This is a genomic window from Amycolatopsis sp. M39 (genome assembly GCF_001651785.1).
GTDB lineage: Bacteria > Actinomycetota > Actinomycetes > Mycobacteriales > Pseudonocardiaceae > Amycolatopsis > Amycolatopsis rubida.
In genome coordinates this window covers 1-23,388 of record NZ_LWSF01000020.1, presented here as the reverse complement: position 1 = coordinate 23,388, position 23,388 = coordinate 1, and the positions used below count along the sequence as shown (strand labels likewise).

General features: G+C 69.4%; 15 protein-coding genes, 2 rRNA genes and 1 pseudogene. 4 read left to right on the top strand and 14 right to left on the bottom strand.

The genetic code is table 11. From position 1 onward, the window contains the following. Window positions 1–74 precede the first annotated feature (74 nt). Window positions 75–1,361 carry a 3-phosphoshikimate 1-carboxyvinyltransferase gene (aroA, locus tag A4R44_RS32040; protein WP_095213767.1) on the top strand — a complete coding sequence of 429 codons (1,287 nt, stop codon included), beginning with the start codon at window positions 75–77 and terminating at the stop codon, window positions 1,359–1,361. Here the strand turns inward: aroA and A4R44_RS32035 are convergent. After that, complete coding sequence (locus A4R44_RS32035) at window positions 1,354–2,205, bottom strand: alpha/beta fold hydrolase (RefSeq protein ID WP_067588990.1); 852 nt, start codon at window positions 2,203–2,205, stop codon at window positions 1,354–1,356. The genes aroA and A4R44_RS32035 overlap by 8 nt on opposite strands. A 99-nt stretch (window positions 2,206–2,304) precedes the next feature. Beyond that, complete coding sequence (locus A4R44_RS32030; protein WP_067588988.1) at window positions 2,305–2,985, bottom strand: GntR family transcriptional regulator; 681 nt, start codon at window positions 2,983–2,985, stop codon at window positions 2,305–2,307. Between the two features lie 134 nt (window positions 2,986–3,119). On the opposite strand from A4R44_RS32030, the gene A4R44_RS32025 reads away from it, so the two are divergent. Both A4R44_RS32025 and A4R44_RS32020 read left to right on the top strand, forming a co-directional pair. Next, window positions 3,120–4,547 (top strand): NCS1 family nucleobase:cation symporter-1, encoded by a 1,428-nt coding sequence (locus tag A4R44_RS32025; RefSeq protein WP_067588986.1) that lies wholly within the window; start codon window positions 3,120–3,122, stop codon window positions 4,545–4,547. After that, the gene (locus A4R44_RS32020; RefSeq protein ID WP_067588984.1) at window positions 4,547–5,257 is read left to right on the top strand and encodes an aspartate/glutamate racemase family protein; all 711 of its coding nucleotides are present in this window, start codon (window positions 4,547–4,549) and stop codon (window positions 5,255–5,257) included. The genes A4R44_RS32025 and A4R44_RS32020 overlap by 1 nt, the downstream gene beginning before the upstream one ends. Before the next feature lie 80 nt (window positions 5,258–5,337). On the opposite strand, the gene A4R44_RS32015 is transcribed toward A4R44_RS32020, so the two are convergent. Then, window positions 5,338–6,480 carry an acyltransferase gene (locus A4R44_RS32015; protein ID WP_067588982.1) on the bottom strand — a complete coding sequence of 381 codons (1,143 nt, stop codon included), beginning with the start codon at window positions 6,478–6,480 and terminating at the stop codon, window positions 5,338–5,340. A 391-nt stretch (window positions 6,481–6,871) separates the two neighbouring features. Between A4R44_RS32015 and A4R44_RS32010 the strand changes: the two genes are divergently transcribed. Beyond that, window positions 6,872–8,737, top strand: coding sequence for a glycosyl hydrolase family 18 protein (locus A4R44_RS32010; protein ID WP_067588980.1), 1,866 nt, complete (start codon window positions 6,872–6,874; stop codon window positions 8,735–8,737). A 300-nt stretch (window positions 8,738–9,037) separates the two neighbouring features. Here A4R44_RS32010 and A4R44_RS32005 read toward each other — a convergent pair whose 3' ends face one another. The 11 genes and pseudogenes from A4R44_RS32005 to A4R44_RS31955 all read right to left on the bottom strand — a co-directional run bounded on the left by A4R44_RS32005 (window position 9,038) and on the right by A4R44_RS31955 (window position 23,301). Next, on the bottom strand, window positions 9,038–9,985 hold the full coding sequence (locus A4R44_RS32005) for a copper transporter (protein ID WP_067588978.1): 948 nt from the start codon (window positions 9,983–9,985) through the stop codon (window positions 9,038–9,040). After that, a complete protein-coding gene (steA, locus tag A4R44_RS32000; RefSeq protein ID WP_067588976.1) occupies window positions 9,982–11,166 on the bottom strand; it encodes a putative cytokinetic ring protein SteA in 1,185 nt (394 codons plus the stop codon). The genes A4R44_RS32005 and steA overlap by 4 nt, the downstream gene beginning before the upstream one ends. Window positions 11,167–11,269: 103 nt before the next feature. Further along, window positions 11,270–12,418: a DUF1266 domain-containing protein gene (locus tag A4R44_RS31995; RefSeq protein WP_067588974.1), complete on the bottom strand. Its 1,149-nt coding sequence runs from the start codon at window positions 12,416–12,418 to the stop codon at window positions 11,270–11,272. Between the two features lie 10 nt (window positions 12,419–12,428). Next, window positions 12,429–14,221 (bottom strand): annotated as a pseudogene (gene recN, locus A4R44_RS31990) (DNA repair protein RecN). Window positions 14,222–14,318: 97 nt separating this feature from the next. Beyond that, window positions 14,319–15,248, bottom strand: a complete 930-nt coding sequence (locus A4R44_RS31985) for an NAD kinase (protein ID WP_067588972.1) — start codon at window positions 15,246–15,248, stop codon at window positions 14,319–14,321. Next, window positions 15,245–16,063 (bottom strand): TlyA family RNA methyltransferase, encoded by an 819-nt coding sequence (locus A4R44_RS31980; RefSeq protein ID WP_067588970.1) that lies wholly within the window; start codon window positions 16,061–16,063, stop codon window positions 15,245–15,247. Before A4R44_RS31980 ends, A4R44_RS31985 begins: the two co-directional genes overlap by 4 nt. A gap of 5 nt (window positions 16,064–16,068) precedes the next feature. Next, window positions 16,069–16,275: a hypothetical protein gene (locus A4R44_RS31975; protein ID WP_009079580.1), complete on the bottom strand. Its 207-nt coding sequence runs from the start codon at window positions 16,273–16,275 to the stop codon at window positions 16,069–16,071. A 16-nt stretch (window positions 16,276–16,291) separates the two neighbouring features. Beyond that, entirely contained in the window at window positions 16,292–17,278 is a 987-nt protein-coding gene (locus tag A4R44_RS31970; RefSeq protein ID WP_067588968.1) for an HAD-IIA family hydrolase, read from the bottom strand. Continuing rightward, complete coding sequence (locus A4R44_RS51025; protein WP_067588966.1) at window positions 17,271–19,655, bottom strand: hypothetical protein; 2,385 nt, start codon at window positions 19,653–19,655, stop codon at window positions 17,271–17,273. Before A4R44_RS51025 ends, A4R44_RS31970 begins: the two co-directional genes overlap by 8 nt. 315 nt (window positions 19,656–19,970) lie before the next feature. Further along, window positions 19,971–20,087 (bottom strand): 5S ribosomal RNA (rrf, locus tag A4R44_RS31960). An 89-nt stretch (window positions 20,088–20,176) separates the two neighbouring features. Continuing rightward, window positions 20,177–23,301 (bottom strand): 23S ribosomal RNA (locus A4R44_RS31955). Between the last annotated feature and the right edge of the window lie 87 nt (window positions 23,302–23,388).

The window sequence follows — 23,388 nt, the reverse complement described above, 5'->3', positions numbered from 1 at the left end:
CGGCAGATCGCTCGCCGACGCCTCTTCCCGGCGCGGCGGAATCGGTTCACCCGCCCCGCGCTAGGCTGCGCGGCGTGCCGAACATCCGCGATGACCACTGGACCGCCCCGGCCGCGGGCGCCTCGCTGGACGCCGCGGTGCGCGTCCCCGGATCGAAGTCGATCACCAACCGGGCCTACGTGCTCGCCGCGCTCGCGGGCGCCCCCACGCGGGTGCGCCATCCGCTCGATTCGCGCGACACCCGGCTGATGCTGGCCGCACTCGCCTCGCTGGGCGCGCTTTCGGAAGAGACCATCGACGGCTTCCTCGTCCACCCGCTCGGCACCATCAGCGGGCGCGGCGACGAAACGGCCGTCACCCTCGGCAACGCCGGAACTGTCGCCCGTTTCACGCCCGCGCTCGCCACGCTCGGCGACGCGTCGGTGCGGTTCGACGGCGACGAGGCGATCCGCCGCCGCCCGATCGACCCGCTGCTGGCCGCGCTGCGCAAGCTCGGCGCGCGGATCGACGACGGCGGGCGCGGTGCGCCGCCGTTCACCGTGCACGGCACCGGCGGGTTGCGCGGCGGCCGGGTGGATCTCGATTCGTCGGCCTCCAGCCAGTTCCTGTCCGCGCTGCTGCTCGCCGGTCCGGCGTTCGAGCAGGGCGTCACGGTGCGGCTGGTCGGCGGTGCCCCGCCGAGCGAACCGCACATCGCCATGACGCTGGACATGCTGCGCCGGTTCGGGGCCGCTGTGGACCGTTCCGGCACGGAATTCCGTGTGGAGCCGGCGAAACTGTCGTGCCCGGAGTACGTCGTGGAGCCGGACCTGTCCACCGCGGCCCCGTTCGTGGCCGCCGCGGTCGTCGGCGGCGGGACGGTCCGGGTGCACGGCTGGCCGAAGCAGACCACCCAGCCGGGCGACTGGCTGCGCGGCCTGGTGGCCGAACTGGGCGCGAAGGCGACGCTGGACGACGACGGCCTGGTCGTCACCGGCGGCGGCGCGTTCCCCGGCATCGACCTCGATCTGCACGAGGTCGGCGAACTGACCCCGGTCATCGCGGCGATGCTGTGCTTCGCCGAGAGCCCGTCGAGCATCACCGGCGTCGCGCACCTGCGCGGCCACGAGACCGACCGGCTCACCGCGCTGGCGACCGAGCTGTCCGGTCTGGGCGCGGGCGTCACCGAACTTGAAGACGGCCTGGAAATCACTCCGGCCCCGATGCACGGCGGCGTTTTCCGCACTTACGAGGACCACCGGCTGGTGATGGCCGCGGCGGTACTGGGCCTGCGCGTGCCCGGTGTGCTGGTCGAGAACCCGGAGACGGTCGGCAAGACGTTCCCGAAGTTCGTCGAGACGTGGAGCGACGCCGTCAGCTGAGCAACCGGCGGACCTCGTCGGCCACCACCTCGGGTTCGGTGACCGGCACCAGATGCCCGGACTTCTCCGCGATCCGGTGCCGTCCTCCGGAGGAAACTCGTTGCGCGTGCGCGGCATTCGCCTCCGCGCGCAGGGCGGCGTTCATCCCGTCCCCGGCCCGGCCGCCGGACACGACCGTCACCGGGCAGTCGCCCGGTGCGGGCGGATCCGCCCGCCAGGTCTCCAGTTCGTCGAGGAAGGTCCGCGCCTGCTCGGTCTGGGTGCGCAACACCTGCGGTGTAAAGCCTTCTCGCACCAGGTCGCGCCGGACGTCTTCGGGAACCGCCCGCACCATGGGCCGGTACAAGAACTTCAGCAAACCGGTCGCCGCGAGGATCCGGCCGGTGCGCAGCAGCTTCCGTTCGAGGCCGCGGAATCGAGGCGAGAACACCACTTCCGCCGCCTCGTCGGTCGGGTCGACCAGGACCAGTCCCGCGATTTTCGCCGAGGTCCGCGACGCGGCGAGCCGCACGATCGGCCCCCCGGCGCTGTGCCCGGCGAGCACGTACGGCCCCGGCCCGAAGTGGCGCAGCACGTCGACGAGATCGTCGGCCATCCGGTCCAGCGTGCGCCCGGACGGATCCGGCGCGCTGCGGCCGAGCCCGGACCGGTCGTACACCACCGCCCGCGCGAACTCGCCGACCAGCGGCTGCACGAGCCCCCACGACGATCGGCTCGCCGCCGCACCCGCCTCGAACACGACCGTCGGCCCGGAGCCGGGACCGGGACCGGGCAGCACCATCGCGTACAGCCGCCGTCCGTCCCTTGTGGACACCCACTCCGGCTCGCCCTGCACGTGTGACACCGGCGACCCCCTCCGCTTGAAGTTAGGGTCACCTTACCCGCGGGATGTCGTGCGTGCTGGCACCGGTTAGAACCGGCATCCCCCCTCACGAGGCCCAGCTCAGCCCGCCGGTCGCTCGTCCCGCTCGTCGTCCCCGAACAGGTCGCGCAGCGTCACCGCGCGGTTGACCCGGACGTGCTCGGCGGCGTACTCGCGCGCCCGCTCCACGTCGCCGGATCCGATCGCGTCCACCAGGCGGCGGTGCTCGTCGAGCAATGCGTCCCAATGCTCGTTCTGGCTGGTCAGCCAGCGCAGCTGACCTTCGAGCGGATGCAGCATCGTGGTGAGCAGCCGGTTGCCCGCGATGGCGATGATCTCGTCGTGCAGCCTGCTGTTGACCTCCGAAATCCGCGCACCGTCACCACCCTGGGTGACCCGCGCGGACTCGGCGAGCAGCCGCTCCAGCCGCCGCATCTCCGGCTTCCCGGCCCGTTCCGCGGCACGCGCGGCGGCCAGGCTCTCCAGCGCCTCCCGGACGTCGAACAGCTCCTCGACATCCGCTCGCGCCAGCTGCCGCACCACCACCCGCCGGGGCGAGGGCACGACCACGAAGCCCTCGGACTCCAGGCTGCGGATCGCCTCGCGCACCGGCACCCGCGACACCCCGAGATCCTCGGCCAATTCGCGCTCGACCAGCCGGTCCCCCGGCTTCAGCCGCCCGGTCAGGATCCGTTCCCGCAGCTCGTCGAGCACCCGGGCGCGCGTCGCCGCGAGCGGCTGCCGGCCCTCCGTGGCGCCCACCTGTCCCCCTCTCGCCGACCTCGGACATCGCCGAGTTTATCGGGAAGAGGGTTGACGCAGCAGCCGTCCGGCGCGATATTGGGATCCCAAGTTTGGGATCCCAAAGCTGCCGGCACGTCGACCGGAGGTCAGCGATGACGCACGCCCCGTCCACCGAAACCAGCGCGGACGTCCAGCCGGAACCCGATCCTCGGCTGTGGAACGAGGACCTCGCGCCCGCCAAGGAACGGCGCTGGAAGGTGTACGACATCTTCGCGCTCTGGATGTCGGACGTGCACAACCTCGGCAACTACACCTTCGCCGCCGGGCTGTTCGTGCTCGGGCTGTCGGCGTGGCAGGTGTTCACCGCACTGCTGTTCGGGTTCGTGGTCATCTTCTTCGGGATGAACCTGATGGGCCGGATCGGCCAGCGCACCGGCGTCCCGTTCCCGGTGGTGGCGCGGATCAGCTTCGGCACGTTCGGGGCAAATCTTCCCGCGCTGATCCGCGCGGTGATCGCGATCTTCTGGTACGGCATCCAGACCTACCTCGCGAGCGTCGCGATCACCCTGCTCGTGCTGGCGATCGACCCCGGCCTGAAACCGTTGACCGAGCACGGTTTCCTCGGCCTGCACGCGCTCGGCTGGATGTGCTTCGTGGCGCTGTGGCTGGTGCAGGCGCTCGTGCTGACCCGCGGCATGGAGGCGGTGCGGAAATTCCAGGACTGGTGCGGCCCGCTGATCTGGATCGTGATGATCGCGCTCGCGGTCTGGATCCTCGCCGCGAGCCACTGGCACATCTCGTTCACCAGCAGCCCGCGGCACCTCTCCGGCGGCGAGCAGGTGCGGCAGTGGTTCGGCGCGGCCGGGCTGATCCTGTCCACCTACGGCACGCTGATGCTCAACTTCTGCGACTTCTCCCGCAACGCCCTGGACCAGAAAACAGTGCGGCGCGGCAACTTCTGGGGCCTGCCGGTGAACTCGACGGCCTTCGCGCTGCTGTCGGTGATCGTCACCGCGGGCAGTCTGCAAGTGTTCGGCGAGGCGATCACCGACCCGGCCGAACTGCTCGCCCGCGTGCACAACACCCCGGTGCTGATCATCGGCGCGCTCACCTTCGCCATCGCCACCATGGGCGTCAACATCGTCGCGAACTTCGTCTCCCCCGCCTACGACCTGGCCAACATCTGGCCCAAGCGGATCTCGTTCACCGTCGGCGGGATGATCAGCGCCGTCGCCGCGCTGTGCGTGCTGCCGTGGAAGCTGTACTCGTCGCCGGTGGTGGTCAACTACTTCCTCGGCGGGCTCGGCGCGTTCCTCGGGCCGCTGTTCGGGATCATGGTCGTCGACTACTACCTGATCCGCCGCGGCAAGGTCGAGGTCGCGCAGCTGTTCGTGCGCGACGGCAAGTACCCCAAGGTGAATCCGCGCGCGATGGCGGCCTTCTTCCCGTGCGCCGTGCTGTCCGCGGTGGTCGCGCTGGTGCCGTTCTTCGCACCGGCCGCACCGTATTCCTGGTTCCTCGGCACCGCTAGCGCCGGATTGCTCTACTACGCCGTTTCACACCGCCAGCGGAGGGCTTGATGCGGATCCTCGTCACCAACTGCAACACCACCGAGGCCATGACGAAGGAGATCGAGGCCGGGGCGCGGGCGGCGGCCAGCCCCGGCACCGAGATCGTCGCCTTGACGCCGAAGTGGGGCCCGGAATCGGCGGAGGGCTGGCTCGACAGCTTCCTGTCCGCGGCGGCGGTGCTGGACCTGTTGCGCACCACCGGGGAAACGTTCGACGCGGTCGTCCTCGCCGGTTTCGGCGAGCACGGCCGCGAGGGCGCGCGCGAACTGCTGGACGTGCCGGTGGTCGACATCACCGAGGCCGCGGCACATCTCGCCGGGCTGCTCGGCCGCCGGTACGGCGTGGTGACGACCTTGGACCGCGCCTGCGGGCTGATCGAGGACAGCCTGCACTCGGCCGGAGTGGGCCGGAACTGCGTCGCGGTCGTCGGCACCGGGCTCAGCGTGCTGGAGCTGCGCGACGCGGAACGCGCGGAATCAGCCCTGCTCACCGCCGGATTGCGGGCTCGCGACGCCGGCGCCGAGGTGCTCGTGCTCGGCTGCGCCGGGATGACCGGGCTGGACCGCACGATGTCGGCGATGCTCGACGTCCCGGTGGTCGACGGGGTCGCCGCCGCGGTCCGGCTCGCGGAATCCCTGGTGGCGCTGGGATTGCGCACCAGCCGGGCCGGGTCCTACGCCCGCCCCCTGGACAAACACCGCACCTGGCCCGGTGCCTGAAGCAGCTCCGCGGTCCGTGAAGGGAACCCTCATTGACTCTGATTCCCTCACGGCTCTCGCTGCGAAGTCGCGGTGGCACCTCAGGCCGAGGCGCGCACCGGCACCCGGGCGCGCCCGGTCAGCGCCTTGCTCCACGGCAGCCGCCGCAGCACCTCGACGATCGCGAAGGTCAGCGCCACCGTCGCCGGGTACGCCACCAGCGTCGTCCACGGCGCGCCGTAGCGGTCGCCGACGAAGACGAACAGCGGGTCCAGCAGCGCGATCGCGATCGGGTGGGTCAGGAACACCGCGAACGACCGGTTCACCGCCCAGGAGACGAACCGCCCGCCGCGCTGGCTGCTCTCCGCCCAGCGCGCGCCCGCCAGGTAGATGCCGGCGATCACCGCGACGAACCACGGGATCAGGTACGGGCGGAAGGCGTCCGACGCCATCTCCGGCCACTCGCCGAAGCGGACACTCACGAAGTAGCCGGCCTCCGCGAGCGCGAGCCCGCCCGCCATCGCCAGCAGGACCCAGCGCGCATGCGTGCGCAGCCAGGCGTGCACCGCCTCGAAGTGCAGCGCCGCCGCGGCCCCGAGCAGCATGTAGAACTGGTACACGAGGAAAGTCGCGAAGAAGTTGCTGACAAAGCCGTAGCCCAGCGCCGCGGGCGGGTAGCTCATGAAGATCGCGACCGCCACCTGGACCGCGCCGGACACCGCCAGCACGGTCCACGGACGGCGGCGGATCAGGTCGAACATCGTGGCCAGCAGCGGGAACAGCAGGTACACCTGCAGCGTCACCAGCATGAAATACATGTGGTACCAGGCGTTCCCGGTGAGCAGGTCCAGCCCGAGCGTGCGCAGCTGCGCGCCGGCGGACCCGAACGGCTGCTCCGAGGTGATCAGCGAGTAGACCCGGTAGATGACCGTCCAGGTCACATACGGCACCGCGACCAGAGGGAACCGCCTGCGCCAGAACTTCCCGGTCCGCACCGGCCGGTCCCGGTAGCCGAACACGAGCACGAACGCGGTCAGCGCGAAGAACGCCTCGCGGGTCAGGTGCAGCGGCGTCTGGATCGCGTCGGCGACGATGTCCTGCTGATAGGTCGTGGAGCCGATCACGTGGATGAGGATGACCAGGGCGAACGTGACGACCCGGTACGCATCGAGCTGACGCAGGTGCGGCGATCGGGCGGGCGCCGGCTCGCCGGAACGGACGAGCGGGATCTCGGTAGTGGTCATCGTTCGGCCGTGCTCCCGGGGTCGTTGGCGCTCATGGTGCCAGGCTCTCGTGCGCAGCTGTGAACCACCCATGATCTTCCTGAGACCCGGCTGATGCCGCGCGGGACGGGTGTCGGATCAGCCACACCCGTACGGGTGAACCGGTGCCCCGCAGTGGTCCGGACCACTCGCCCCGCTTGGAACAGGCCGTTCGTCGGGCCTTTCCGGACACTTCATCACAAAACACCCAGGCTCGGAAATTGGTCTAGTCCACAGTATTGACTCCGGCTGTGCCCTGGTTCACATTCGACTACGGGCCGGCCCCCGCTCCTGCAGTGATCACCCGATGTCCGACGCTTGCCGCGCATTCCGGTGCGGCAGGCGGACTTCGCTTGTGCGAGGGAGAACCCTTATGCCCCACCGGACCTTGAGACCGCTGGCCGTGGCCTGCGCCGCCCTGGCCGCCGTGGTCGTGGCCGGTCTCACCATCCTGGCCCGGCCCGCCCCGGCCACCGCGACGCCCGCGCCCTCCTCGGGAGGCCTGCGCATCGCCTACTTCGACCAATGGAGCATCTACCAGAACGCCTACTACCTCAAGAACGTCGACAAGATCGCCGACAACATCGACTACCTGCTCTACGACTTCGAGAACATCGACCCGAACAACCTCACCTGCTTCGAGACGACCAAGGCGACCACTCCCGACCCGGGCGGCGAGGACGACCCGAACGCGGGCGACGGCGCGGGCGACCAGTTCGCCGACTACCAGAAGTCGTTCGGCTCGGACATCAGCGTCGACGGCTCCGCCGACACCTACAACATGCCGATCGTCGGCAACTTCCACCAGCTGCAGGAGCTCAAGGCCCGGCACCCGAACCTGAAGGTGCTGCTGTCGCTCGGCGGCTGGACCTACTCGAAGTACTTCTCCGACGCCGCGGCCACGGACGCCTCGCGCAAGAAGTTCGCGAGCTCCTGCATCGACATGTTCATCAAGGGCAACATCCCCAACGCGGGCGGCTTCGGCGGCCCCGGCACCGCCGCGAACATCTTCGACGGGTTCGACATCGACTGGGAGTACCCGGCGCACCCCGGCGGCCACACGGGCAACCACTACAGCCCCGGCGACACCCAGAACTTCACCTCGCTGCTCGCCGAGTTCCGCGGCCAGCTCGACGCGCTGGGCAAGCACTACGCGCTCTCGGCCGCCCTGCCCGGCGGCCAGGACAAGATCGCGAAGATCCAGACCGACAAGATCCACCAGTACATGGACTTCGCGGACCCGATGACCTACGACATGCACGGCGCGTGGGACAAGACCGGTCCGACGAACTTCCAGGACCCGCTCTACCCCTCGCCGAACGACCCGTCCCCGACGATCCCGCCGGGCACCGAGAAATACACCATCGACCAGGTGATGAAGGCGTACACGCAAGGCGATCCGGCGTACGGCATCCCCGGCGGGTTCCCGGCGGCGAAGCTGACCCTGGGCATCCCGTTCTACTACCGGGGCTGGACCGGCGTTCCGGCGGGCCCGAACCACGGGCTGTACCAGACCGCCACCGGTCCGTCCGCTCCGCATCCGTTGAGCGGCAACGTTCCCGGCGTCGCGATGTACAAGGAACTCTCCGGCGTGGTCGACAACCCGGCGGACACGTTCTGGGACCCGGCAACGCAATCGGCGTGGTTCTACGACGGGACGAGCTTCTACGGCGGTTCGTCGAAACAGTCGATCAAGGCGCGCACCGATTACATCCATTGCAACGGCCTCGGCGGCGCGATGATGTTCTCGCTCTACGACCTTGATCCGAACTCGACACTGTTCCACGCGGTCGTGGACGGGCTCGCCGCGCCGACGGAGGGCTGCTCCGGCCCGCCGCCGACCACCCCGACGACGCCCACCACCCCCACGACCCCGACCACGCCCACGACCCCGACCACGCCCACGACCCCGCCGGGCGGCCAGTGCACGGCAGCGGCTTGGGACACCGGCAAGGTCTACAACGGCGGCGCGGTCGTGTCGTACGACAACCACACCTGGACGGCGAAGTGGTGGACGCAGGGCGAGCAGCCCGGCACCTCGGACGTCTGGACGGACAACGGAGCCTGCTCCGGCGGCGGCGGTCCCACGACCGCGTGCCCGGCGGCGTGGAACACCTCCCAGTCCTACAACGCCGGCGCGGTGGTGTCCTACAACGGCCACCGCTGGTCCGCGAAGTGGTGGACGCGGGGCGAAACGCCCGGCAGCGCGTCGGCCTGGGCCGACAACGGCACCTGCTGACCTCGCGGCAGGCGCAGGAATAACGGCGGCGGCACCGGATTCTCCACCCCCAGGGGAACCCGGTGCCGCCGCATTGCCTGCGACGAATCAGCGGCGGCAATGGATTCCCCACCCCCGAAGGGAACCGGCCGCCGCGTTGTCGGCGAACAAGTCGGCGGCGGTACCCGGATTCCCCCACCCCAAAGAGAACCAGCCGCCGCGGCACCCGCGAACAAGTCAGCGGCGGTACCGGGTTTCCTCACCCACGAAGGGAATCCGGTACCGCCGCCGGCTGTTGTGCGGGAGGCGAAAGTCTCTCGTTCAGTTCCCCGAAGCAGTCACACCCGGCGCGATCGCCTGCGCGTTGCCCGCGATGCCGTACCGTCCCGAACCGCCGTTGAGCTGTTCCTGCAACGCCAGGATCGTCGCGACCCGGCCTGCCGCCGAGTCCGCGTTGTCCACAGTGGACAGAATCGACGTGGCCGAGGTGTCCGCGCGCACCACGCCGATCGGGCCGGTGCCCTCCGCGGAACCCGGGTCCCCGGCGAGCACCGCGCCCGCGCCGGAACGGTCCATCTGCGCGGCGAACCGTGCGATCGTCGCGGCCCGGTCCCCCGCGCCGTCGCCGGTCTGCTGGGCTCCGGTCAGCACGATCGCCAGCTGCGCGGGCTGCACGCCCTGGCTCGGCTTCACGAACCCGCCGTCGGTCAGCCCGCCGAGCGCGGCGGCGAGTTCGTCGCCGCTCGACTGCGGTTTCGCGCTCGCCTTGTCCAGCAGCAGCGTGGAACCCAGCAGCGCGCCGGCGAGCGTGCCGGAGTCGCCCGCGGTCGGGAACTTCGCCCCGGCCGGCTGCAGCCGCGTGACGACGTCGCGCAGCTGGTCGGCCTTGGCCGGGTCGGTGAACGCGTCGGTCAGCTGCAGTTCGCCGGTCACCGACGCGCCGGACTGGCCGACGAGCTTCTTGAGCGCGTCGCGGTCGGCCGGGCGCGCGTCCTGCGTGGTGACGATGACGACGCTGCGCTTGTCGAGCGCGCCCGCGACGACCTTCGGGCCCATCGTCCCGGCGAACGCGTCCGCGTCGGACAGCCGCGCGTTGAGCGAGTTGCGCTGCGCTTCGAGATCGGCGACCTGCGTGCCGAGGTCTTTCTTCTGGTCCGCGAGCCCGGACAGCAGCGAACCGTTGAGCGCGGTCGAGCCCAGCACCACGCCGACGGCCAGCGCCAGGAAGCACGCGGTGATGGAAACGATGTGGTATCGCAGGGAAATCACGTGAAGAGACCCTTCACCCAGGCGACGAACGTGGACCAGGTGTGCTGGATCCACTCGAGATAGACGGAGCCGACGTCGGAGACCAGCAGCGCGGCGATGACGACGACGATCGCGGCGAGGACCAGCAGCGCGACCGCGCCGAGCGACACCCTGGCCCGGTGCAGCGTCGCGACGGCCTTGCCGTCGACCAGCTTCGTGCCGAGCTTGAGCCGCGTGAGGAACGTGGACGGGTTCGACCCGGACCGGCCGTGGTCGAGGAATTCCCGCAGCGTGGCCTGGAATCCGACGGTGACCACCAGGCTCGCGCCGTGCGCGTCGGCCAGCAGCAGGGCGAGGTCCTCGGCGTTGCCGGACGCGGGGAAAGTGACCGCGCCGATGCCCAGGTCCTGGATGCGCTCGACGCCCGGCGCGTGCCCGTCCGGCTGCGCGGGGACGACGACCTCGCCGCCGCTGCGCAGCGTCGCGGTGCCGATCCCGGTCGGATCGCCGACCATGACGTCGGGCTGGTAGCCCTGCGCACGCAGGGTGTCCGCGCCGGCGTCCACGCCGATCAGCACCGGCCGGTGCTCGCCGATGTACTTCTTGAGCTTCTTGAGGTCCTCGGCGTGCCCGTTCCCCGCGGCGACGACCAGCACGTGCCGGTCGCGCACCGGGACCTTCAGCTCCGGCACGCCGACGCCGTCGAGGATCAGCGTCCGCTCGCGGCGCAGGAACTCGATCGTGTTGGCGGAGAAGGCTTCCAGCTGGGTCGACATCCCGGCCTTGGCCTCGATCATCTGGTCGGCGACGCTTTCGGAGGTCTGCTCGACCCCGGTCGCCAGCTGCCGCTCCCCCAGGTACACCGCGCCCTCGTGCACGCGCAGTTTCGTGCCGTCCTTGACGCTGCGCAGCAGGTCCCCGCCGACCGAGTCGACCAGCGGGATGCCCGCCGCCACCAGGATTTCCGGGCCGAGGTTGGGGAACCGGCCGGAAATCGAGGGGGAGGCGTTGACCACCGCGGCGACCTCGGCGGCGACCAGCGCGTCGGCCGTGGCCCGGTCGAGGTCGAGCTGGTCCAGCACGACGATGTCGCCGACGCTGACCCGGCGCAGCAGCTCCCGCGTGCGCCGGTCGACCCGCGCGACACCGATGACGCCGGGGAGGGCTTCTTGGTTCCGCGCGAGAAGACCAGTGAGCTTCATGTGGCTGATGGTGACAAATTTGTGCCTGGCTGCGGAGCCGACGCGCCGAAGCGGACATGACTCGTTGCGGTGAGCCAGGTCGCGCGAGGTGGGCGAGCCGGGGTTAACTGTCCGGTCCGCCCGCCTCGAAATCGAGGTTGGACCAGGGGCTCGCGGGATCGTTCAGCAGCCGGTGGCGGACGCGGGCGGCCGAAACGTATTCCGGCCCGAATTCCTCGCCGTCGAGCGCGAGCAGCCTGCCCAGCACGTATCCGGTGGACAGTTCCGCCCAGGAACCGTGGTAGCGCCGGGCGATCGCGCCCGCCTCCAGCACCATCAGTTCCGCGGTGAGCGCGTCGCAGTACCCGACCGCCAGCCCCCAGCGCGCCAGTTCGACCGCGCGCCCGACGTCCCAGCCGATGATGCTGTCCACCACGCCGTCCGGCGCGAGCAGGCCGTCGGCGCGGAACCGCTGTTCGTACCGGACGATCCGGCGCACCGCGTCGACGAGCGGCCCGGCCTGGTCCTCGGCGTCGTTGTCGGCGCACCACTGCCGGACCAGCTCGACCCAGCCGTAGACGTCCAGCGCCAGCCCGCTGCGGGCGCGCAGCACGAGCACGAGGTTTCCGGTGGTGAGCTGGTAGGAATCGCCGAGCAGCCGGTCCATCGCGGCCCGCCAGCCCGCCGCGTCCGCGACGCCCCACCAGTCGCGCAGGCCGCGGACCTCGGCGACGTAATCGTGGTAGCGCGCGTCGAGGACGTTCCACGGTTCGGCCGACAGCACCGCCTGGTGCGCGCCGCAGGCGAGCGCGTGCGCGACCGGACCGTCGAGAAGTCCGTACCGGGCCGTGTAAAGCCGCTCGACCTGCTGCTCCACCGCGGTGACCCGGTGCGGGTTCGCGGCGACCCAGGGCAGCACGGCCGTCGCGCTCACCCGCCATTCGCCGAGCGTGCCGCGGTTGAAGACGATCTGTTCCTCTTGGCCGAGACCGTGCGTGGCCCAGTCGAGGTCGCCGCTGAGGAACACCACGTCCGCCCCGAAATCCGGCAGCGCGCCGCGCGTGAACACCTGCAGCGACGGTTCGCCGCCGTGCGCGCAGCAGACTTTCGCGGGCGACCAGGTCCGGTCCTGCGCGAGCCGCCGCGCCTCGTCCCGGTGGATCGGCACGAACAGCTCCTCGTCGCCGAGGAGTTCGAGGAAGCGGTCGAGATCGTCCTCCCGCCGCGCGCGGGCGAGTTCGGCTTCGACGTCGGCCAGCGTGGCCCAGGTCATGGAATCCGCCTCAGCCCCTCTTCGCGCGCTTGCGCTTCGCGCCGGTGTTCTTCGCTTTGTCTTTCTCGGCCGTGGCAAGCAGTTCCTCGGCGTGCGCGCGGCCGGTCTCGGTGCCGTCCATGCCGGCGAGCATCCGGGCCAGCTCGCGCACCCGGTCGTCCTGGTCGAGCGTTTTCACGCCGCTGCGCGTGACGCCGCCGCTGGTTCCCTTGTCCACCACCAGATGCTGGTCGGCGAACGCGGCGACCTGCGGCAGGTGCGTGACCACCAGGACCTGGTGCGTGCGCGCGAGCCGCGCCAGCCGCCGTCCGATCTCGACCGCGGCCCGGCCGCCGACCCCGGCGTCGACCTCGTCGAACACCAGCGTCTGCACCGTGTCCGCGTGCGCCAGCACGACCTCGATCGCCAGCATCACCCGCGACAGCTCACCGCCCGAAGCCGCCTTGTGCACCGGCAGCGGCGGCGCGCCGTTGTGCGCCCGCAGCAGCAGTTCCACTTCGTCGACGCCGTCCGGACCCGCGTGCACGGCGTGTCCGTCGATCGCGAGCGCCTGCCGGTCGCCGTGCTCGGCCGGACGCTGTTCGACGGTGATCTCCAGCTCCGCCTGGCCCATCGCGAGGCCCGACAGCTCCTTGGTGATCGCCGTCGCCAGTTCCGCGGCCGCCTTGCCGCGCGCGGCCGAAACCTCGGTGGCGTGCGCGACCAGCTGCACTGCCAGCTCGTCCCGGCGCAACGCCAGCCCGGCNGCCCGGCCAACGCCTCCTCGGACGTGTCCATCGATTCGAGCCGCCGCCGCGCGTCTTCAGCCCACGCCAGCACCCCGTCGACATCCGCGGCGTACTTGCGGGTGAGCCGCTTGAGATCGGCCTGCCGCGCGAGCACCTTCTCCAGCAGCGCCGGGTCGGCGTCCAGGTTCTCGACGTAGCTGCCCAGCTCCGCGCCGACGTCGCTCAGCAGCGTGGAGGCTTCCTCCAGCCGCGGCACGAGGTCGCGCAGCGCGGAGTCCTCCGCCGGAGCGAGCCGCCGCACCGCCTCGCCGACCAGGCCGAGCGCGCCCGGAGCGTCCGGATCGCCGTCCTGCGCGCCGGACACCGCCGCGTGCGCCTCGGTGGCCATGGCGCGGAGTTCGTCGACCGCGGCGAGCCGTTTGATCTGCTCGGTGAGCTCGACGTCCTCGCCCGGTTCAGCAGCGACCGCGTCGATCTCGTTCAGCCCGTGTTTCAGCAGGTCCGCCTGCTGCGCCATCTCGCGGGAGCGGGTGGAGCGCTCGCTCAGCTCGGTGATCACGGCCAGCCATTCCTCGCGGACCTGGCGGTACGCGGCGAGCGGCCGCCCGACGTCCTCGCCGGCGAACCGGTCGATCACCGCGCGCTGCTCGGCCGGGCGCAGCAGCCGCAGCTGGTCGTTCTGCCCGTGCACGGCGATCACCTGCTCGGACAGGTCGGACAGCACCCCGACCGGCACCGACCGGCCGCCGAGGTGCGCCCGCGAGCGCCCGTCGGCCGAGACCGTGCGCAGCGCGATGACGCTGCCGTCCTCGTCGACGTCGGCCCCCGCGTCGGTGACGATGCGGGCGGCCGCGTCGTCCTTGCCCACGGTGAACCGGCCCTCGACGAATGCCTTCAGCATCCCGTTCCGGACCTTCGACGCCTCGGCCCGTCCGCCCGAGAGCAGATGCAGCCCGGTGACGACCATGGTTTTGCCCGCACCCGTCTCACCGGTGACCACGGTGAAGCCCGCGTGCAGTTCCAGCAGGGCTTCCTCGATGACTCCGAGGCCCTGGATGCGCATCTCGGCCAGCACGACGCATACGGTAGCGGCCCGCACCGACGTTCTGTGCGTCCGAGGTGCGCTAACTCTTCTTTTCGCTGGTCGAACACTTGTGCGGGCGCGTCGCGGATCAGCTGCCCTGGCGCTCCCCGCCGCGCCGGTCCCGCCAGCTGCGCACCGGCAGGCCGAACTTGTACACCAGCCGATCGGTGAACACGCCGTCCCACAGCCGGACCAGCCGCACCGGCCGCTTGCCGCACACGACGCGCACCAGCGCGCCCGGCGGCAGATCGAACGACCGCAGCCCGTCGCAGGTCAGCGCCGCTTTCGGGCCCTTCGGGTCGATGCCGACGGTGATCACCGACTGGGGCGAGACGACCAGCGGACGGGAGAACATCGCGTGTGCGTTGCTCGGCACCACGAGCAGCGCCTCGACGTCCGGCCACAGCACCGGGCCGCCCGCGGAGAAGGCGTACGCGGTGGAACCGGTCGGCGTCGCGCACAGCACGCCGTCGCAGCCGAAGGACGACACCGGGCGGCCGTCGACCTCGATCAGCGCGTCGAGCACCCGCTCGCGGCTGAACTTCTCGACGCTGGCCTCGTTGAGCGCCCAGGTCCGGTAGATCTCCGTGCCGTCGGCGGCGACCGTGACGTCGACCGTCATCCGGTCCTCGACGTGGTAATCGCGGTCGACGACGCGCTGCACGGCGTCGGCGAGCGCGTCCGAATCGGCTTCGGCGAGGAAGCCGACGCGGCCGAGGTTCACGCCGAGCACCGGCACCTCGGCCGGACGGGCGAGTTCCGCCGCGCGCAGCAGCGTCCCGTCGCCGCCGAGCACGAACACGAGTTCGGCCCCCTCGGCCGGATTGTGCTCGGGCGCGACCACGGTGCACGGCTTCGCCATGCAGCCGTCCGGGTCGATCAGCTGGAGGACGTCCTCGTCGAGCACGCGCAGCCGGATCCCGGCCTTGGCGAACCGCTGGGACACCTCGCGGGCGGCCTCCCGGGTGGTGTCCCGGTCCGGGTGCACCACGAGGAGCACTTCACGTTCGGCGGTCACTGGGGTCCTTCCTGGACTGCGGTGCGCACGAGCCGTTCGGCGTCGTCGCCGCCCGCGTCTTCCGGCTCCGTTTTGCGGAGCCACACGAAGTATTCGACGTTCCCGGAGGGCCCGGGCAACGGGCTCGCGACGACCCCGCGCAGCGACAGGCCGAGCTTCGCGGCTTCGGCGAGCACGCCCAGCACGGACGCGACGCGCAGTTCCGGATCGCGCACGACGCCGCCGCTGCCGAGCCGGTCCTTGCCGACCTCGAACTGCGGTTTGACCATCGGCAGCAGATCCGCGCCGTCGCGCGCGCATTCGGCGAGCGCGGGCAGCACAAGCTTGAGCGAGATGAAAGACAGGTCGCCCACGACGAGATCCACCTGGCCGCCGAGGACCTCCGGCGTCAGATTGCGGACGTTCGTGCGGTCGAGGACGACAACGCGGTCGTCGGTCCGCAGCTTCCAGTCGAGCAGCCCGCGCCCGACGTCGGCGGCGATGACCTTGTCGGCGCCGCCCCGCAGCAGCACATCGGTGAACCCGCCGGTGGACGCGCCCGCGTCGAGACAGCGGCGGCCTTCGACGGTCAGCCCGTCGGGACCGAAACGCTCAAGCGCGCCGAGGAGTTTGTGCGCGCCGCGCGACGCCCAGCCCGGGTCGTCCTCGTCCTTCACGACGATCGGCGCGTCGTTTTCCACGCCGGTGGCGGGTTTCGTGGCGACCATGCCGCGCACGGCGACCTTGCCGCCGGTGATGAGCGCGGAGGCTTGTTCGCGGGAGCGCGCGAGTCCGCGCCGCACGAGTTCCGCGTCGAGCCTGGCCCGTTTGGCCACGCCGGTCAGACCTTGTCGATGCTGGACAGGGCCACGGTCAGCTCGGTGTGCACGGCCTCGAACCGGTCCACGTGTTCGGCGGGCGGCAGCGTGTCGAGGTCGTCGAGCCCGGCGACGGCCTCGTCGATGCCCGCCCGCGGGTCAGTCTGCTGCGGGCCGGGTCCGGGGATCGGCGGGGGTCCGGGTACCGGCCGCGGAACGTTCGGGTGCACAGCCCCAAACTACCAGTCAGGCCAGCCCGAGCCCGGTCACTGCCGCCGCGGCCGCGTCGCCGTCCGCGCGCACCTGCGAGACCCCGGTGCGCCACGCCGCATCGCACAGCGCGCGCAGCAGGTCGAGCTTGTCGCCTTCGCCGCGGACGGTCAGCGCATCTTTTCCGCTGTCTTCGCTGATCTCCCACCCGGTTTGCTTGCCGACGCGCAGTTCGTCCATCGGTTGTGTGAGCGCGGTGAGGTCGGCACCGAGATGAGTCGGCCGTTCCGCCGGAATCGCGGTGAGCAGCGTCGCCGGAGTCGCGATGCCGGTGAGGACGCACAGCGAGTCGAGCCCCGCCGCGACCGCACCCGCGATGTCGGTGTCGAGCCGATCCCCGACCACCAGCGGACGCTTCGCCTTCGCCGACCGCGCGGCCGTCTCGAACAACAACGGCTTCGGCTTTCCCGCGACGACCGGCTCCGCCCCGGTAGCGATCCGGAGCGCCCCGACCATCGACCCGTTGCCCGGCATCAGCCCGCGCTCGGTGGGCAGCGTGCTGTCGGTGTTCGTGGCGACCCACAGGCCGCCCGCCCGGATCACGATGCTCGCCTCGGCGAGGTCCGCCCATCCGGTTTCCGGCGAATGTCCTTGCACCACCGCGGAAACGCCGTCGCCCGCGGTCCGCACCGGCTCCAGTCCCGCCGCGGAGATCTGGTCGCCGAGCGAGGCGGTGCCGACGATGAGCACCTTCGCCCCGGCCGGCAGCCGGTCCCGGAGGAGCCCGGCTGCCGCCTGAGCGCTCGTGTGCACCTCTTCGGTGTCCGCGGAGATCCCGAGGTCCCGGAGATGCTCCGCGACCGCAGACGGGGCCTTGGAGGCGTTGTTGGTCACGAACCGGACCGCCGTGCCCAGCTCGCGCACGGCGGTCACGGTTTCCGCGGCCCCCTCGATCACCTGCGGCCCGTGGTAGACGGTGCCGTCGAGATCGAACAGCAGCGCGTCGTAGGCCACGTCAGTCATCCGACTCGCTGGATCCGTCCGCCTCGATCGTGTTCGCCTCGTTCGCGTCCGCCTCGATCGTTTCCGCCTCGTTCGCCAGGTCCGCGGCCCGCTCGGCGGCGTCGGTCTCGTCCTCGGCGTCGGCCTCCGCGGCGTTGAGGAACCACTGCACCGCCTCTTCCTTGCGCCCGGCAGCATCGAGGTTGTCGGCGTACGCGTAGAACAGGCGCGCGCTCCACGGATCGCGCTTGCCCGCCTGGAGGTCCGGCCCCTGCAACGACACGACCGCCGCGTCCAGCTGTCCGAGATCGCGCCGCGCACCCGCCGCGACGATCGCCAGCTCGACCTGGGTCGACTTCGTGAGCCGTTCCTTGTCGGTCTCCTTGGCGAGGTCGAGGGCGCGCTCCGGACGGCCGAGCGCGCGCTCGGCGTCCGCGATGATCGCGATGTGCTCGTCGCTGCGCGTCATCCGCCGGACGGCGCGCAGTTCGGACAGCGCTTCCTGCCAGTTGCCCGCGTGGTAGGCGACCAGCCCGAGCCCTTCGCGGACGATCGGCACCCGCGACGCCTTGGTCTTCGCGTACCGGGCGTGCTCGAGCGCGGCCTCCGGGTCCTCGTCGACCAGCCCGCCCGCGGCGACCAGATGCTTCCCGACGGTCTCCGCGAGCCCCTTCGGCAGGGTCCGCAGCTCCCGGCGGACTTCTTCGTCGAGGTCGGAGAACTCGATGTCCTCAGGCAGTTCCGGCGCTTCGAGCAGCTCACGGGCGAGTGCCGCGTCCTGCTCCTCGGCCGTCACCGGCCGCTTGGCGCGAGGACGGTCGTCCCTGCGGTCACCACGGCTGTCCCTGCTGCCACGGTCACCACGGCTGTCCCTGCTGTCCCTGCTGCCACGGTCGCCACGGTCGCCACGGTCGTCGCGCTCCCGGCGATCTTGCCGCTCGTCCCGGCTGCCCTGCGGCTGTTCCTGGCTCTCAGCGGCCTGGACGCTCTCGCCCCGGTCCCCCGCAGCCGACTCGACGTCCGCGGCACCCGAGCCCGCAGTCACCTCGCCGGCCGCCGCGGTCTCCTCGACCTCGTCCCGCCGCCCGCGGACACCCTCGTCCTGACGGTCGTTCCGGAATCCGCCGCCGCGCTGGTCCTTGCGGAACCCGCCCGAGCGCTCGTCCCGGCGATCCCCGCCAGGTCGCTTGTCACCGGCCCGGTCATCGCGACGGAATCCGCCGGACCGCTCGCCCCGGTAGCCCCCCTCGTCGCGGCGGTCGTCGCGGTATCCGCCGGACCGGTCCCCGCGGTAGCCGCCCTCGTCGCGGCGGTCATTGCGGAACCCGCCGGACCGGTCGTCCCTGCGGTCGTCGCGCCGTTCACCGCGGAACCCGCCCGAACGGTCGTCCCGCCGGTTGTCGCGGAACCCGCCGGAGCGGTCGTCCCGGCGATCCCCGCGGTAGCCGCCCTCGTCCCGGCGGTCATTGCGGAACCCGCCCGGACGGTTGTCACGGCGCTCGTCGCGCTCGTTGCGGAACCCGCCGTCGCGCCGGTTCCCGCCGGACCGGTCGTCCCGGAATCCGCCGGAACCCCGGTTCCCGCCACGGAATCCGCCCTCACGCGAGCCGCGGTCGTCCCGGTCCCGGAAGCCGCCCGGCTTGCCGCCGCGATCATCCCGGTACCCGCCGGGCTTGCCGCCGCGATCATCCCGGAAGCCGCCGGGCTTGCCGCCGCGATCGTCGCGGTACCCGCCGCGCGCCTCGCGATCGCCGGGCTTGCCGCCCCGGTTGTCGCGCTCGCCGTACCCGCCGCGGCGGTCGTTGTCGCGGAATCCGCCGGATCCGCGCCGATCGTCGCGGTATCCGCCGCCCTGAGAGTCCTTGCCGCGATATCCGCCTGGCCCGCGCCGGTCGTCGTTCCAGCGCCCGCCGGACCGCTCCCCGTACGAGGACTTGCCCTGCGGCCGCCCGCCGCGATCGCCGTAGGACTTCCCTTCCGGACGCCCCGAACGATCGCCGTAGGACGACTTGCCGGGCCCGCCGGAGCGCTCGCCGTAGGAGGAGCGTCCCTCGGGACGCCCGGAGCGGTCGCCGTAAGACTTGCCTTGCGGACGGTCGAACTCGCGCTTGCCGCGGGGGCGGAAGTCGCGGTCGTCGTCGCGTTTCCCGGCGTATCCGCGGTTCTCGCGGGGACCGTCGCCATGGCCGGGGCGGCCGGCGAACCCGCCCGACCCGCGTGCGCCGCGGTCGTCCCGCCGGGGCCGGCCCTGGTGGCTGTCCCGCCCGCCACGGTCCTGCCGCGCGCCGCGCCGGTCTCCCCGGGGCGCGTCGGACCGGCCGCCGCGGGAGTCCTGGTCGCGGCGAGCCGACCGACCGGACCCCTCATCCGCTGAGTCACGTCGACCGAACTCGGACACCTGGCCTCCTGCCATAGACAACTCTGGAATTCTGAAGACGACCCTCCGTACGAGGGCCGATTGACTATCCTACGGGCCCGTTCGGAGCAACCTCGCGCGGGCGGACCTGAGCCGCCTCGCGCGCTGCCCGAGCGGACGCGAACATGAGTCTGGGCCCCGGGAGAACCGCGGGGGGTTCTCGGACCGGGGCCCAGACTTCTCAGGTTGAGTTCGGCGNGCGGGGTTCCGGGCCTTGTTTTGTCCGTGACATGAGTCTGGGCCCCGGGAGAACCCGCGGGGGGGTTCTCGGACCGGGGCCCAGACTTCTCAGGTTGAGTTCGGCGGTGTCCTACTCTCCCACAACCCTTCGGTTGCAGTACCATCGGCGCAGTCAGGCTTAGCTTCCGGGTTCGGAATGGGACCGGGCGTTTCCCTGACGCTAAAACCACCGAAACACTCCGAAACAACACACCCCCCGCCCGTCTCGGGACAGGGGTCCGGTGTGGTGTTTCAGAACCGTAGAGTGGATGCGAGCGATCTTTGTGGGCAAGTCCTCGGCCTATTAGTACCAGTCAACTCGACAACACATTACTGTGCTTCCATTTCTGGCCTATCAACCCAATCGTCTCTTGGGGGCCTTAACCCACACGGGGTGGGATACCTCATCTTGGAACAGGCTTCCCGCTTAGATGCCTTCAGCGGTTATCCCTTCCGAACATAGCCAACCAGCCATGCCACTGGCGTGACAACTGGCACACCAGAGGTCCGTCCGTCCCGGTCCTCTCGTACTAGGGACAGCCTTCCTCAAGTATCCTGCGCGCGCGGCGGATAGGGACCGAACTGTCTCACGACGTTCTAAACCCAGCTCGCGTGCCGCTTTAATGGGCGAACAGCCCAACCCTTGGGACCTACTCCGGCCCCAGGATGCGACGAGCCGACATCGAGGTGCCAAACCATGCCGTCGATATGGACTCTTGGGCAAGATCAGCCTGTTATCCCCGGGGTACCTTTTATCCGTTGAGCGACACCCCTTCCACCAGGAGGTGCCGGATCACTAGTCCCGACTTTCGTCCCTGCTCGACATGTCTGTCTCACAGTCAAGCTCCCTTGTGCACTTGCACTCGACACCTGATTGCCAACCAGGCTGAGGGAACCTTTGGGCGCCTCCGTTACCCTTTAGGAGGCAACCGCCCCAGTTAAACTACCCATCAGGCACTGTCCCTGAACCAGATCATGGTCCGAGGTTCAGATTCCCAATCCGACCAGAGTGGTATTTCAACAACGACTCCACACCCACTAGCGTGAACGCTTCACAGTCTCCCACCTATCCTACACAAGCCGAACCGAAAACCAATACCAAACTATAGTAAAGGTCCCGGGGTCTTTCCGTCCTGCCGCGCGTAACGAGCATCTTTACTCGTAATGCAATTTCGCCGGGCCTGTGGTCGAGACAGCCGGAAAGTCGTTACGCCATTCGTGCAGGTCGGAACTTACCCGACAAGGAATTTCGCTACCTTAGGATGGTTATAGTTACCACCGCCGTTTACTGGCGCTTAAATTCTCAGCTTCACCCCCCGAAAGGAGTTAACCGGTCCTCTTAACGTTCCAGCACCGGGCAGGCGTCAGTCCATATACATCGTCTTGCGACTTCGCATGGACCTGTGTTTTTAGTAAACAGTCGCTTTCCGCTGGTCTCTGCGGCCAACCACCCCTCCGTCCGCACGGGACTTCAAGATGCCTGGCCCCCCTTCTCCCGAAGTTACGGGGGCATTTTGCCGAGTTCCTTAACCACAGTTCACCCGATCGCCTCGGTATTCTCTACCTGACCACCTGTGTTGGTTTGGGGTACGGGCCGTGCATGCACTCACTAGAGGCTTTTCTCGACAGCATAGGATCACCCGCTTCGCCTCAAACGGCTACGCATCACGTCTCAGAGTATGTGAACAGCGGATTTGCCTACCGTTCCTCCTACACGCTTACACCAGGACAACCATCGCCTGGCGGAGCTACCTTCCTGCGTCACCCCATCGCTTGACTACTACGGAATCAGGNCCCACGCTCCACACGACATATCCGTCCGAAGACTTCCATGCCGGCTTCGGGTGGTTAGTGTCAACCGCCTCGCCATGGGCGCACATGCTCGGGTACGGGAATATCAACCCGTTGTCCATCGACTACGCCTGTCGGCCTCGCCTTAGGTCCCGACTTACCCTGGGCGGATTAGCCTGGCCCAGGAACCCTTGGTCATCCGGCGGCAGAGTTTCTCACTCTGCATTCGCTACTCATGCCTGCATTCTCACTCCCGCACCCTCCACGACTCGCTTCCGCGGCCGCTTCCCTGGATGCAGGACGCTCCCCTACCCACCCGTGCCACTGCACCAACCCCCGAAGAGGAAGGCGGATGTACTGCACGAGCGACACAGCTTCGGCGGCGTGCTTAAGCCCCGCTACATTGTCGGCGCAGGACCACTTGACCAGTGAGCTATTACGCACTCTTTCAAGGGTGGCTGCTTCTAAGCCAACCTCCTGGTTGTCTGGGCAATCCCACATCCTTTCCCACTGAGCACACACTTAGGGGCCTTAGCTGGTGTTCTGGGCTGTTTCCCTCTCGACGACGAAGCTTATCCCCCGCCGTCTCACTGCCGCGCTCTCACTAACCGGTATTCGGAGTTTGGTTGATTTCGGTAACCCGGTAAGGCCCCTAGACCATCCAGTAGCTCTACCCCCGGCAAGAAACACGCGACGCTGCACCTAAATGCATTTCGGGGAGAACCAGCTATCACGGAGTTTGATTGGCCTTTCACCCCTACCCACAGCTCATCCCCTCAGTTTTCAACCTAAGTGGGTTCGGGCCTCCACGACGTCTTACCGACGCTTCACCCTGGCCATGGGTAGATCACTCCGCTTCGGGTCTAGACCACGCGACTCAACCGCCCTGTTCGGACTCGCTTTCGCTACGGCTACCCCACCCGGGTTAACCTCGCCACGCAGCACTAACTCGCAGGCTCATTCTTCAAAAGGCACGCCATCACCCAACAACGTGAGCTCTGACGGCTTGTAGGCACACGGTTTCAGGTACTCTTTCACTCCCCTCCCGGGGTACTTTTCATCTTTCCCTCACGGTACTCGTCCGCTATCGGTCTCCAGGAAGTATTTAGGCTTACCGGGTGGTCCCGGCAGATTCACAGCAAATTCCACGAGCTCGCTGCTACTCGGGAACACCGTCACACAACACAAACACAGTTTTCGCGTACGGGGCTCTCACCCGCTCCGGCCCGCCGTCCCAAACGGTTCCGCTAACCATGCCGCATCACGCCCAGAGTGTCAGCCCTGAGAAGACAGGTCCCACAACACCGCCCGCACAACCCCTGACAGGTATCACATGCAAACGGTTTAGCCTCGTCCGCTTTCGCTCGCCACTACTCACGGAATCACTTTTGTTTTCTCTTCCTGCGGGTACTGAGATGTTTCACTTCCCCGCGTTCCCTCCACACCGGCTATACATTCACCGGCAGGTAACACCACATCACTGGTGCTGGGTTTCCCCATTCGGAAATCCTCGGATCACAGCTCGGTTGACAGCTCCCCGAGGCATATCGCAGCCTCCCACGTCCTTCATCGGCTCCTGAAGCCAAGACATCCACCATGTGCCCTTAACAACTTGACCACAAAGATGCTCGCATCCACTCTACAGTTCTCAAACACCACACCAGAAACAACGTGTGTTGCCTCAGGACCCAACAGCGCGCCAGCG

Bases quoted from the DNA above. Each gene is read 5' to 3' on its own strand.
- A4R44_RS32025 (WP_067588986.1), top strand. From the start codon at position 3,120: ATGACGCACGCCCCGTCCACCGAAACCAGCGCGGACGTCCAGCCGGAA.
- A4R44_RS32020 (WP_067588984.1), top strand. From the start codon at position 4,547: ATGCGGATCCTCGTCACCAACTGCAACACCACCGAGGCCATGACGAAG.
- A4R44_RS32015 (WP_067588982.1), bottom strand. From the start codon at position 6,480: ATGACCACTACCGAGATCCCGCTCGTCCGTTCCGGCGAGCCGGCGCCC.
- A4R44_RS32010 (WP_067588980.1), top strand. From the start codon at position 6,872: ATGCCCCACCGGACCTTGAGACCGCTGGCCGTGGCCTGCGCCGCCCTG.
- steA (WP_067588976.1), bottom strand. From the start codon at position 11,166: ATGAAGCTCACTGGTCTTCTCGCGCGGAACCAAGAAGCCCTCCCCGGC.
- A4R44_RS31995 (WP_067588974.1), bottom strand. From the start codon at position 12,418: ATGACCTGGGCCACGCTGGCCGACGTCGAAGCCGAACTCGCCCGCGCG.
- A4R44_RS31970 (WP_067588968.1), bottom strand. From the start codon at position 17,278: ATGACTGACGTGGCCTACGACGCGCTGCTGTTCGATCTCGACGGCACC.